The sequence below is a fragment of the Janthinobacterium sp. PLB04 genome (assembly GCF_021165895.1).
GTDB lineage: Bacteria > Pseudomonadota > Gammaproteobacteria > Burkholderiales > Burkholderiaceae_D > Janthinobacterium > Janthinobacterium lividum.
On the sequence record NZ_CP088968.1, the window covers coordinates 3,530,377 to 3,543,531 of the forward strand.

Here is a 13,155-nt window from a genome sequence, read left to right on the forward strand (position 1 = left end):
ATCATTCTCTGCGAACCCCCTTCCGTGCATTTTGCGCGGCTAGTTGGCTGATCATGCCTCGCCAAGTGGCCATATGGGAAAGCAGTCTCGGAATCATTTCAAGGAATATGCTTGTTCCAGCGTAAAAGTCGACCGCGACTCTTATAACCTCCAACTCATCGATATTGGTGATATCACGATATTGTCGCAAGGCATCGGCATCGCGATGCGCAATGGTCGAGTTTCTAAGATAGGCAAACTGTTGCTGCGCCTTTGCTTGGGCCTTCCGAATGGTCCGCATTGCTTCTGTTATGTCGTGTCGAAGGTCCTCTGGAATGTCGCAATCTTCAAGTGACTTTCGCAATTTATTCCCTGCAACCTTATTAATGTCCAACTCGTGGATGGTCAGAAGCATGACTCTCGCCGCGAGACTACGTGCCCAAGCATCAGGATGAGTCAAAGCATCTATCTTCACCGCTTGTATATCCCTTTCAGCAATTAAAAAGAAGAGTCCAAGATTTAGAACAACGGTGTTTGCTTCGAATCCAAGTCGTCGTGCCCTGGCGGTCTCAAGCGCAAGTGTCTCTAGCGCAAATACCAGTGCCAGCCGTCTCCTTTTTTCCGACCATTGAAGTCTAGGGCGACTGAGGCATCTCGCAAGTGCTCGCGTCTTGGGTTTCATCCAGCGGTACACTGCTAGGCTAACGTAGCGTTTAACGAGCTCTTGACGTTGCTGAAAAAGTTTTCGAGGTTGGGGTGACATGCCGATTGACCTAAATATCTAACCAAGCTGCTCAAAAGACGTTCTAACCTATCAGCTAGAAGATAGGTCAGCTAGCTCTGCATCGCGCAACCAGTTCTCTGGAATTTTCATTAACATTGTAGCTGTCCGGGGCCATGCCCGCATGGTTTCCGCCCACTCGCGAGACTCTCTCGCAAGCATATCTGCCCAGGGCTGGAGGTTTAGTGCAGTGATCCAGCGCAATTTCGTTACCTCTCATTTTTGTCGAGATGGTGCATCATTTTTAAGCAAACTATGTGCTATGCTGAAGCAATCGGCAGGTTATTAGCTATAATCATAGCGGTCTGAGATGGCATTATGGCAAGCAATTCAAAAATTCAATACAATAACGGCCCGTTCTTGGACATTGATGAACGTCGTCTCGCAAAGCATGTGCCAGTTGCATTGGCCCTTCGCACTGCACCGGCTGCAATTGTGAACGAAATTATCTTTTTAGCTAACCTCCAGGTAGAAAGTTGGGAAAAGAGTTTGCTCTGTAGCAGAGACTATATTTCTGCTTGGCGAGAACTTCTCAAGCGACCTAGTGACGCGGCTTCCATTTTGGAAGAGCGGTCATCTCGCGCAGCTGCTTTGCGCCAGAACTCCCCTTTTGTTGCCTCGGTTCGAAAATTCCATGCAGCCTCCAAAGTGCTCACACAAGACTAGACACCCATCTTATTGCTGATGGGCTAGGCAAGCACGCGGCTTGAGTGGCACTCACTCCAATGAGTGTCCATGTAGGCGTAGACGCTGGTAGATCGCCATCTTGTGCCCGGACAGAGGAGCACGTTCTGCGTCTTCATGCCAGTCGACCATGGATACTTCTTCAGACGTCACATCATTTGCCCAAAGAAGATCAGCTAGCTCAGTGGCGTCAGCGTGCGATAAATGAAGGCCTCCTTCGCACTCCGCGACTAATACATCGTCAATAAGATAGATTCTGGCTCTCACAATAGTCCTTTGAAGCAAACTTCAAGTGATACTCCCCCGTGCAGGTCGCCGCTGTCATCAGTAGCCAGGTCTGAACACGAATCGGCTTCAGGCTGTCGAAATCTAGCCCCAACAGCCACAATATGGCAAGTTCGGATTGATATTCCGTAAGCCTGGAAGTCACCTTGCTTACATCAAAGGCAAGCTAAATCCGCGCATCGCTCACGGATCACTTTGTCACGCGATGGATGATGCAAGCCCATGTACGGCGTAGCCTTCACTTGTGGATCCGTCCAAAAAATGTGCACCGGGATAGCGATCACTTAAACCCATTACCGCCCTGCCCGCTATGTCGCGCCCCGGAGTTCGGAAGTGAGCTTACAGTACGCAAACAATTCAGGCAGGCGTTTGAAACTATCGTTCCAAGCTATATCGGCAATCTCATTATTCCAACAGTGGCTGCGCGCTCAGCAAGTCGCTCATATACATTCTCAGGAACGGCCAACCAAAATATATCCCTCGCCCTAGTCAGCGCGACGTAGCCGATACGCCCGTTCTCCGTGCCGACTCCTCCGAATAGTTCTTGTGCATGTCTCTCAGTCGCGATATACAGAACCGAACCGATACTTTCCCCCTTTACCTGGTGTACGGTATCGACCCTCACGTAATGCCTGGGACGTACCAGAGGATCAGCATCAAGATCCCTAGCAGTAATTCTTCGCCCTATTTCAGCGAAAGTCATCCCATGGCCCGCAAGATTGAGAAGCAGTGCACGCAGATTGATTAACAATCGTGGTAACCACACATCGCGCGCGCTAAGTTCGCTGCGGGGCAGGCCATTCTCGTGATCACATACAAAGCGCCAGATTTTTGCCTTCACTTCAAGTGCCCATGGTTCTTGCGAGTCGTCCAGCAGTGCCCGGAACCTTGGATTCGGTGGTTCGATTAAAGCAGCGACGACCCCGACACATTCGGAAAATGCGCGGTCGTACTCGTTGGAAATTCTTTTATCCACCGCTTTCACCAAATTTTTCACCAAGCCTGTCCCTCGGCTTGCGGAGCCGCCTCTAAGCTGCTCCACCAACGCATTAGCCCGACAGATCACTGCGCTTTCGTTTAGTGGATAGCCCAAATCATTCGTCACTTGCTGGAAACGATCGAGAATCAATCTCGGGTTTTCCGGAACATAGGGAACGATGAACGCTCCGGAATGGGTCTGAAGTGCTGCTCTATTTGCGACGTCCGTCCGGCCCGTGAGCTGATTTGCGCATCGGACAATCGAAGGCACCGATCTGAAGTTAGTAGATAGTGAATAATGGGCAATCCCATCGGTGGCAACGTATCGCTGAAGATGTCCCCCATCAGCGCCATTAAATCCGAAAATCGCCTGCGCAGGATCGCCAATCAGCGATAGTTGCAATCCATAATCTTTTAAGATTTGAAGAACCGCCCAGTCCAAAGCCCCGATATCTTGGGCTTCATCAACAATAATATGGGGATACCGTGTAACGATAAGTTGGGCAAGATAGGGCCAATTGCTCAAGACCAAGTGAGTCCAATAGCGTGCCGTTTCATAGGTGTAAGCCCCTGTTCTTCCCAAATTTGCAATCGCCGTCTGCGCGACCGGCCAGGGCACTATTTGGTTTTGCCCAAGGATCGCTTGATAGCCTGCGGCAGTGTAGCGGATTTTTAAATCACTTATGTTGTAATGTCGATTCTCATGGAAAATAGTAAACGAGTTCAAAAAAGGCTCATAACCGAAAACGAGGAATGGCTTCTCTGGGCAGGCCATGAAATTCCAGGCGTAAGGGATTACGATGTGTTGTGCAAAAAAAGAATCGAATGTGGACACGTTCACTCGCGCAACGTCTCCGCCCGCCTTAATAAGTCCTTCACGAAAAGTATTTACTGCAATATTCGAAAAGGAAAGTAGTGCCACTCTTTTTAACCGAGGAAGGCGATTCACAATTGCAAGAACTCTGGCGATCGCCGTTTTGGTCTTGCCACTTCCGGCGCCGGCAATGATCGACATACTGATCAGCGGCGCGGTTATTACAGTATTTTGATCTTCGATAGACATTAAAATCCTTACACGGCTAGTGCTGGAGGAGGCAAGACCACCAATGCACGAGGCGGCGCCGGAACCCGGATCCAAGAAAAGGCCGCGTGGATATGTTCGGGAACCACAAAGCCGGCGGGATTCTCTCTTAGCTTCTCCGCTAGCTCTTGAGCGAATGCTGCCTTTGAAACATTTTTGCTTCCTAAGGGGCGCTCGAACATGCCTTGAAAAAGACATCGGGCCGCTTCCGTGTTATCCAATTGAAGACCAACAGCGGCCGCGAGATCCCGGGCAATAACAGGGTGAATTTCTGCCAATGCCGCAAGCATTAGTGAGCGATTAATAGGCCCCTGCAGAGCTATGTCATATTCAAGCGTCTTCGCGCCGATAAACGCCTTCCTGAAAGTCTCATCCATGGCGATAATTGCCAAGGCAGCATTGGAAATGTCACCATGTACGCCCAACGCCGGAAATGGAATTGCGTTAGGATCTCGATCTGTAATGGTGGCCACCTTTACAGGCATCGCGTTCTGTCCAAACAATGGCAGAAAGCAATCAAAATTCAAACCTTCCGCGCTGACCACGGTGACTCCCAGATGCCGCAAGCTGACATTCAGATGAGCGGCCATAGCGGGCACGAGCGCTCGTTCTGCGGCACCCTCAACCATGATTACCGCCCTAGCGAAGAAGAGGTCGGCACGGGTGATGTCCAGATAGCGCTCAAGTTTTTTCTTTTGACGCGCGACAAGATTTGCATTTCTCACCGAGAACGCCGTCAGAACACGGTGATGCTCGCTTAATTTAATTAAGTCGTCTAAGTTTGCCAAAGCAGCAAAATGCGGGCTATGTGTCGTTACGAACAACTGCACTTGCTGTCCCCCATGCGCAACCTCTTGCTGAAAGTACGACAGCAAAATTGATTGTAATTGGGGGTGCAAATGTGCTTTGGGTTCCTCAATAATTAAGGAGCGATATACGGCCTCTTCCGCTAAAGACAATTCACCGAGGACCGCGGCCATGTAAATCAGATTATTGTAGCCAAGTCCATTTCGCTCGATATCGAATCCGTCAGCGAGAATCGCCAAGCGTGCCGCAATTTTCCCGATGTCCTGAGGGCTTAAATTGAGGTCAAGTTGCTGGGTCAGAACGTCGCCAAGCATGCCATTGTACCGCTGGGATATGGCAGCCTTCGTAGCTAAGATTGGTTGCGAGGCTCCCAGTTGTTGATCAACTTGAGCAAGGATTTGGTTGCACTGCTGCAGCCCCTCCGCTGAAGAAACACTTTGCAGCAATCGGGCCAATAGGCTCCGAGCACCGGGTTTCAGGCCCCGTGATGCGTCCCGCAGCGGCGGTAAATAGACGCTGCGCAGTTGCTCAGCCATTTCCGCGGTCATCGCGGTCGTATTTCTCGCGCCACAGTATCGTCGCGCTTTGAGACGGCCTAACCGATCTGGAGCATCAAATTCTGCGAGAAATTCGGCCGAAAAACTCCCGTCTGCGTCCAACACGGTTGCGCCCATGAATAGGGCCGCTTGGTCGATATCGAGGCCCTTGAAAACAAAACGGAAGGTGATCCGCTGGAGCGTTTGATCATTGACATCTTCTAGTCCCAAGCGCGTGTAAAGCTCATCGGGGCCGCTCAATAATGTGCGCAATGCGTCAACAATGGTGGTCTTCCCAATATTGTTCTCTCCTAGTAGGATATTTAGTCCAGAAGAGAATGACATGGTAAGCGCACTAATTTTTCGAAAATTCTTGATTTCCAGTGTTTGTAGATACATAGGGACGTTGGTTGTCGAGCGATAAAGAGTTAATTTGCGGACGTAACATGAAAAAATAATCTATGTCGATCTTTTAAAACACATCCATGAAATGCCATACGGCAACATTGCGAAACCAAAAAAATCACTAACCCGGCAAAAATCTTAGGTCATCTTTGAGTTAGCGATGTGGATTATTTTTTATATTCTATCGGAATTTGCCGTTAATATGTGCGTTAGGCAAGAAGTTCCCCCAATACATATTGGAAGGTTCCCATCAATGACGACCAGAGTTGAGCGCATTTTGATTTTGGCGAAAACTTATCCCTCGCCTAGCGCCAAACATGCGGAGACATCGTGTGTCGCTGGAATCAATGACCGGGGTGAGGCAAGGCGGCTGTATCCGGTCCCATTTCGTATGATTTCTGGAGATCAACAGTTTCAGAAATGGCAGTGGATTGACGTCCGAGTCGAAAAGTCGTCGGCCGATCATCGCCCTGAGAGCCATAAGATTTACGTGGACACGATTCAGGTGCGTGAGAGAATTCCGACGAAAGAGAAATGGTGCACACGCCGTTTGTGGTGGGAAAAGTTGCCCTTATACGACAGCTTCGAGCTGATGGACGGCGAGCGCTCGGGTCGGGGCATGAGCCTCGCGATATTGCGGCCCAAGCGACTAGTTCGACTGGAAATTGTGTCGGTCAGCGAGCCCGATTGGACAGAGGAAGAGATGGCCAAACTACTTCAAGAGCAAAGCCAGGGCAACCTCTTTTCACGGGATGAAGAGCGGAAACACCTGAAACGGCTCGAAAAGTTGCCTTTCGACTTTTATTACCATTACGTTTGCGAGACGCCCGCGGGCGAGGAGGTCCGTAAACACAAGATCGTCGATTGGGAAGTCGGCATGTTCTTCCGCACGTGCCGGACAAATTACGGTGCGGGCTGGGAGGCGCCCTTCCGTGCAAAACTTGAACTCGATTTCGCGGAGAAGGACTTGATCTTCATGATGGGAAACATGCATCGATTCCCGCACCAGTGGCTCATCATCAGCCTGATCTACCCGCCTAAGCGAGTGCCTCAGGACGATTCGCAGTCGTCGCTGTTTTGACCGTGCCTGCTTGGAGATGCGCGACTTCGATGCCGTATGCCAGATGAACCGCGTCGGCGACCATGGAGCGATGGCACATGCGGTAGTTCGCCTCGAAGCAAAGCAGCGCGCAGTTGGAGCTTCCGGCCATTTCCGAAAGGTCGGCGATCACATCATTCTTAAGGGACAGATAGCGCTTGAAATCCTTCTTGTAGCGTTGCCAGTCTCCATCTTGGCGGTACTGGTCGCGTATCGGTTTCGGACATCCGAGTTCGGACATGTGCCGATACGCGAAACCGTTGGCGTTCAACATGTCACGCAGCCCATTCTTTGAGAAGCCGCGCTTGCGCGACAGAGGAAGTTCTCGGATGTCGACGACCATTTCCACGCAGCCCGATCTGAGCAATGCAAGGAAATTGTCGATGTTTAGGCCTTCGTAGCCGATGGTGAATATGCTCATGTTCTATTCCTTGTGATCCCGAAGTTTACACGAAACGAGCAAGCACTCGTTAGAAACCCCGTTTCGCGCCAACATACGCGACGTCTTATGCGCCAGGCTTCTCGCCTTCAAGGCCCCGTTTCATGAATTCGAGGTAGGAGCGCATTTGGTCGTCGATCTCTTGCCGTGCTTGTTCGCGTGCCTCGGCCTGGGTCAGCGCAACTTCGAGTTCCCGAACTCGCTCTGCAGTTGGCGTTATTTGTTCCTTGGTAGCAGCCAGATCCTGCGACAGTATATCGATCTCGACCATTTTGCCTACGAGTTGCCGTTCGAGATCGGGCACCTGCACTTGCAGCGATTGAAGCCGTTCGATTGTCTGTACCTGCTTGCGCACGAGCGTTACTTGTTCGTACAACGACTGCTTGACGTGCGACAGTTCCACGACCAAGCGGGTGGCGTCCTGATTAAGTCGCCCCCCCTCCTCCTGCTTGGCCACCAACGCCTGCTGTTGCAGCCGCAGTTCCGCCTGCACCTGCTGAAGCTGCTGCTCATGGCGTCGCTGTTCTTGGTCGCGCTGTTCCTTGGCCGCCTGGCGATAGTGTTCGAGGGCTGAGCGGGCGTGGGCGTGTTTGTCCTCGAGCGAGGCGCGGTGCTGCTCATTTTCGATGAGCCTGTCCTTGAGACCGGCCGCCTGCTGCTCGGCCGTGTGGCGCAGGATGGTTTCCCGCTGCAGCGCCGCCTTCGTTTCCTCGTGCATGTCCCTTTCGGTTGCCAGCGATTCTGTCAAGTCGCGCTCGCATCTGCGGGCCGCCTCCAGATCTTGCTGAAGCTTTTGGGCGATTTGCGCTTGGCGCCGTGCTTCTTTGGTGCTGTCGACGAGGGCGGCGTCCGCGCGCAGATCTGCTTCCTCGTGTAATCGCGCCGCCAGGCGCGCGACCAGATCCTGCAGCGCATCGCTGACAGCCACGCTACGTCCGTTAACGACGCCCTCCTTCGCCTCGAACTCCTTTAAGTACTTGTGGATCGTGGTCTTCGAGCCTGTATTGCCAAGCGCGACACGAACGGCGTCAACGGAAGGATGTCGCCCCTGTGCAAGCAGTGAATCCCGTGCTTTACGGACGTCTGATGGGTAAAGGCCAGTACGGGACATGGTATCTCCACGAATTAAGATAATGCAGTATGTGCCATGTAATTACATACCATTGCGGGCGAAAATCAAGGCGAGATTCTGCTTGAAATTGAGGCCGGATAATGTATTCTTATCCTGTGCCAGGCCATGTTTTGTGCAGTTTTGACCAGTGCACCTGTACATTTAGCCTGAACGCCAGACAAACGCGACACCGCTCCTTTTGCCAACGACCTCATTACTGCCCTTGCCCGGACTCCTTCAGCTTTGCTTGCCATGTCTGATATCGACCGCTTCCTGCAGGCCGCCACGCGCGAAAATACCCGGCAGAGCTATCAAAGCGCGCTCCGCGACTTCGAGGTGGAATGGGGCGGGTTTTTACCCGCCACGCCTGACAGCATTGCGCGCTACCTGGCCAATCGCGCCGACAAACATGCCGTCAACACCCTGCGTCAGCGTTTAGCTGCATTGGCCAAGTGGCATCTCGATCAAGGCTTTCCAGATCCGACCAAGGCACCCGTGGTACGCCAGGTTTTGCGTGGCATCCAGACCTTGTACCCGGCCCAGGAAAAGCGGGCAAAACCCTTTCAGATTGATCAACTCATGCTAGTCGATCGCTGGTTGACGGCCAGCGCTGACGCGGCACAAGCGCAGGGAGCACTGGGAGCCGAATTGCGGTACCGTCGCAACAAGGCGTTGTTTCTGCTCGGATTCTGGCGTGGGTTTCGCGGCGACGAGCTAACACGCCTGCAAATCGAGCACGTTCACATTACTCCAGGCGAAGGGATGACCTGCTTCCTGCCGCGGACAAAAGGGGATCGCCAGTTTAAAGGCGGCAGCTTCAAGGTGCCACTTCTATCGCGCCTGTGCCCGGTCACCGCTTACGAGGAGTGGGTTACTGCAGTGGCATTGCCGGCCGGTCCTGTGTTCCGCGCAATTGATCGCTGGGGCAATATCCGCCCTACCGGCCTCAATATCGACAGCCTGGTGCCGCTCCTACGCACTATCCTGCACGACGCCGGCGTGGGCGCGCCTGATCTGTACAGCGCGCACTCATTGCGGCGCGGTTTTGCCAGTTGGGCAACAGCCAATGGATGGGATCTCAAAACGCTGATGGAGCACGTAGGCTGGAAGAATGCCCAGTCTGCCTTGCGCTACATTGACCGGGAGGATTCGTTTAATCGACTCCGCATCGAGCAGAACCTACCTCGTCTTGACGCCAAGTAACCGGCCCTTTTCGGCCAGACCACAAGCGGCTACCGATTCTTGACCGGAATGAAGTGATGTTTTTGGTAAAGGCCACCAGCTTGAGTGTTGGTCTGATGCATAAAACCAGCTGACGATGTCGCGTACTGCTCTGTCAATGCGGCAATTCGTACAAGGTCATAGGTGGTAAAAATATATTTTTTGGCCGAAATTTTCGGAGCGTTACTAACTATTAGCTGCTATATTTTCCCGATGGCTCCAGTAGCTTTTACGATTCTCCAGCTCTATATCTAAATCCATAGCTAAAGTGGTTTTCATTAGCAAGTGGTAATGGCTTCCTTCCCCCTATGTGTTTTGTAATTTTCCAGTATGACAATGCAATCGACGAAAGTGAAAAATTATTATTCGCCAGTCTAAGTTTTTGATATATTTATCGCGGAAAATTGCGATGAATATTTTGATTAGCTGAACGGACTATTAGGTACTTTTTAGGCGTTAGTGTTCTTCATTTGATTACGATATCGCATCGGCGCCTTTGATACTTGCTCGACACGCCAGCGATCGGGGCGTTTCCCAACTAGGAAATCTGGGCCGTGGTTACTATATAGGGAGCCCAGTGAGCTGGATGAACGAATGCTGATGTGGTATTGCAGTTGGATGTCAGCAGTGCTAACTGAGCCGCTCTTGCAGCCGAAGCAGCGGCTGAGGCCGAAGTCAGGTCCGTTATGTGAGCGTAGAATCGCTGAAAGAACTCTGGTGCTGAGTCGTCGAACGTCTCCCACAGTGTAGCAAGGACTGTCCGGACTCCGGATCTCAATAGAACTGAGCTAAAGCCTTCGACGTCAATGTCTTGACGAGCAGTTCCGCACGCGGAGAGTACGAACAGACCGGTGTCACAACTCGATTTCTCTAGCAACGTCCTGAGCGTACGTATGCTCAACTTCTTATCTAAAAAGGCGAGACTGGAGGATGCGTCGTTCGAAGGATCGAAACTAGCATGTGTTGCTAGGTGAATGAGACCCTGTCCTCCACGGGGTCTGGTGATCTCACGAAGAAAGTCCTCAGTGCGACATTCTTGGTCGATATAAAAGTCGAGATCAAGGCTTGACCGCATACCCAGTTGCTCTGAGATGATTTTCACCTCTCGAGCAGCGCCTGGTAACTCATCGCCAGGTACATTGGTACAAGCGAAAATGGCGGCGTGCTTAGTGTTGCCTAAAGTTACTTCTGCGTTCGTGTTAAGTGCGACTCTGTTTAGGTAGGTTAGCGAGAAGCGCTGAATCAAATATTCGTATCCGTCATGTAGTGCGGCGAATGGAATGCTGGCAAGGAGTTGGTCGGTCTCGATGTACAGGTGCGTGATTTCCTTACTGATAGCATCTTTGATGGGGTTAAGCAGGATTTGGTACAGCTGCTGCCCAAGAAGGTGTAGAGATGGAAGATCGGATGAGGATGAGCGGCATTGTTGCCTGAACAGAAATATCAGCGATTTCACTGCGCCTAAGTCGATAGACAGAGCAAGCTGTTTTTTTTCGCGATAGGTAGAAAAAGAGACCGAAAGTGTGGATCCAGATGCGATGAATCGGATAATTGCGTCAGCCTTTCCGAGATTTTTCGTAGGATCAATTCCTCGTCGCTCGTATTCCAGAGCATCGGCAAAGCGACGGCTGTCGATTAGCGCCTGTATGGTCCCATCCAGACTCTCAAATATTTCGGCGAGTCGATTTACTGTGGCTTCTCGCTGGTCGAGGCACTTTACTCCGAGCACGGCTGTGCTGAGTCCTGATCGTCGGATAGCCTCCAGTTCGAAGGGGGTAAGGGCAATAGCCTGGGTAATGCCTGCTTCTGTGTTGGATCTCTGGGTGAATTCGTTGTACTCATTTTCCTTTAACAGGTCATACGCCAGTTCGCCCTCGTTATATCTCCCAACTTTACTGAGTTCGTTAATCAATGTTCTGTGTGCCATAGTTCGCGGACCGATATATGCTGGAGCAAGCTCCGCAATCTCCTCCAACGGCACAGATTGATGATGGATCAAGCTGACCGCTGCTTTAGCAAAAAGAATGGCAGTATTTGTATGTCCCAATTCTGCTAGGACTTCACTGTACTTCACCCTCGTGTCGTCATCTGGACAGAAGAATTGAACGAGGTCTTCAACATTGAGTTGATAATACGTCGCGCCTGCCAACAATGCGGCGGCAAAGCGTCGGTGTATGGAGTGGACATGGCCGCAGGCGGCTTCAACGCGCCCTGCGGCAGCCCAGACACGCGTTTCGATCCATCCGTCTCGGCCAAGTTGCTGAAGCAAGTCGATAGCTACATCGAGATGTTCCTTGGCTCTTGTATACATGATGGGCTGCTCGCCCTGCTGGGCCGTCATGGCGAGATTTGAGTATGAGTAGCCGATACCCGCATGGGCTAGCGCTACTTGATACTGGACATCAGGGCTTGTGAGGATTTCGCCGCTGTTTACGTGCTTTATCAATTCTTCGAAATAATGACGCGCCGCCAGATTCCATTCCGATGCAATTGAAACATTCCTCAGCATGGCATTGCCCGCATTTACCCAAGCCATTGCCAATGATTCGCCATCGAGGTCAGGAGGCGGCGCTTCGCGCATAATGCGGAGTGACATCATTCCCGACAACGTAGATAGGTGGGCGTACCGGCCACGATCGAGTCCGTGCATCAGCATATCGACATCCACAAGATCTTCGGCAGCAGCGCGTCGTTTCGCGATGTGTTTCGAGGCGGCCACGGAAATAACTACTAGCGGTGGTACGGTGTTCATGGCGCCCATCGCATTTCGGCATACCGCCAATGTCCAGGCAATGTCGATTTGAAGTGAGGATAAACCATAAACTGCTTTGACGTGTGGCTCTGCCTCGGCATACAGTAAAAGAACGGTAGCGATTTTGGCTTGCAGAGCGTATACCGTTGCTAGCAACCGTAGCGCAAAATCGGCTGTGAGGGGCCGGACGGCTCCGGTGCGGGACATTGTCTGGACGTGCAGTAGCAGAGTCTCTGCGCGCCTAAAGTTACCCTGGAAGTCGAATGCGACTGCGAGCTGTACAAAAAGATCGGCCTTGTTCTTTAGCCCGCGACCATAGGAGCTCCGCAGTAATCTGATCAATATTTCCTTGAACAGATAGGGGTGAAAACAGTTGAGTGAATAGAATGCGACAGCATATGCCGGATGTTCGTGTACTTCTATGGCGTCGCTTGGAACTGAAGCGACCATTCGGGCGCAAAACCGGCATCGCTGCCGATATGAGTGATCGGATGTGTCTTCCTTCACATCTCTCATTAGTATATCGACGATTAATCGTGTTGTAGCTAACGAATTGTCGTTATCCCTCATCCATGAGGCTAAAAAGACAGTCATCTCGGCGCCTGTCCTCATCGATCCGAAACAATATGCTGAATACGCCGTCTCAAGACTTACCGGCGGTTCCTGCTGGCGCGTTGATGCTTTGAGAAAATACTCGGAAAGGCGGCGATGTAGTTCAAAAAAGAGTCGGGTAAAAAGTGACATATGGTTTGGTTGTCCTGCTTCGGGCGCATAGGTTCAAGAATCGTACGAAGGCAAAAATATTGCACCCAACGGGCTGATATCAATGTCACTCAAAGGTTAATCATATCGACTGATAACGTTGAGAATAACCCCAAGGTAATTGTGGTGTCTGTTAATTTTTCCACAAAGAACTCGTTACGCCGAATCCGCAGAGAAAAACATATAAATCTTATATCAAGAAAATTATTTCGACATATAGCCAGTCATTTCCGAA

General features: G+C 51.4%; 9 protein-coding genes. 3 read left to right on the forward strand and 6 right to left on the reverse strand.

All coding sequences use genetic code 11. From position 1 onward, the window contains the following. Position 1: 1 nt before the first annotated feature. Positions 2-661: a hypothetical protein gene (locus LSO07_RS15615; protein WP_151095244.1), complete on the reverse strand. Its 660-nt coding sequence runs from the start codon at positions 659-661 to the stop codon at positions 2-4. Positions 662-1,078: 417 nt separating this feature from the next. Between LSO07_RS15615 and LSO07_RS15620 the strand changes: the two genes are divergently transcribed. Beyond that, on the forward strand, positions 1,079-1,426 hold the full coding sequence (locus tag LSO07_RS15620) for a hypothetical protein (RefSeq protein ID WP_151095246.1): 348 nt from the start codon (positions 1,079-1,081) through the stop codon (positions 1,424-1,426). Between the two features lie 691 nt (positions 1,427-2,117). On the opposite strand, the gene LSO07_RS15625 is transcribed toward LSO07_RS15620, so the two are convergent. After that, entirely contained in the window at positions 2,118-3,770 is a 1,653-nt protein-coding gene (locus tag LSO07_RS15625) for a UvrD-helicase domain-containing protein (protein WP_191909691.1), read from the reverse strand. Positions 3,771-3,778: 8 nt separating this feature from the next. Continuing rightward, positions 3,779-5,530, reverse strand: coding sequence for an ATP-dependent nuclease (locus LSO07_RS15630; protein WP_151095250.1), 1,752 nt, complete (start codon positions 5,528-5,530; stop codon positions 3,779-3,781). A gap of 259 nt (positions 5,531-5,789) precedes the next feature. Between LSO07_RS15630 and LSO07_RS15635 the strand changes: the two genes are divergently transcribed. Further along, a complete protein-coding gene (locus tag LSO07_RS15635) occupies positions 5,790-6,617 on the forward strand; it encodes a hypothetical protein (protein WP_151095252.1) in 828 nt (275 codons plus the stop codon). Here LSO07_RS15635 and LSO07_RS15640 read toward each other — a convergent pair. Both LSO07_RS15640 and LSO07_RS15645 read right to left on the reverse strand, forming a co-directional pair. Continuing rightward, complete coding sequence (locus tag LSO07_RS15640; protein WP_151095255.1) at positions 6,574-7,056, reverse strand: DUF488 domain-containing protein; 483 nt, start codon at positions 7,054-7,056, stop codon at positions 6,574-6,576. The two genes, LSO07_RS15635 and LSO07_RS15640, sit on opposite strands and share 44 nt — an antisense overlap. Positions 7,057-7,141: 85 nt before the next feature. Further along, positions 7,142-8,185, reverse strand: a complete 1,044-nt coding sequence (locus LSO07_RS15645; protein ID WP_151095257.1) for a DNA-binding protein — start codon at positions 8,183-8,185, stop codon at positions 7,142-7,144. Between the two features lie 252 nt (positions 8,186-8,437). On the opposite strand from LSO07_RS15645, the gene LSO07_RS15650 reads away from it, so the two are divergent. Next, entirely contained in the window at positions 8,438-9,388 is a 951-nt protein-coding gene (locus LSO07_RS15650) for a site-specific integrase (protein WP_151095259.1), read from the forward strand. Positions 9,389-9,944: 556 nt separating this feature from the next. Here LSO07_RS15650 and LSO07_RS15655 read toward each other — a convergent pair. Further along, positions 9,945-12,902 carry a CHAT domain-containing protein gene (locus tag LSO07_RS15655; RefSeq protein WP_151095261.1) on the reverse strand — a complete coding sequence of 986 codons (2,958 nt, stop codon included), beginning with the start codon at positions 12,900-12,902 and terminating at the stop codon, positions 9,945-9,947. Positions 12,903-13,155: the final 253 nt, after the last annotated feature.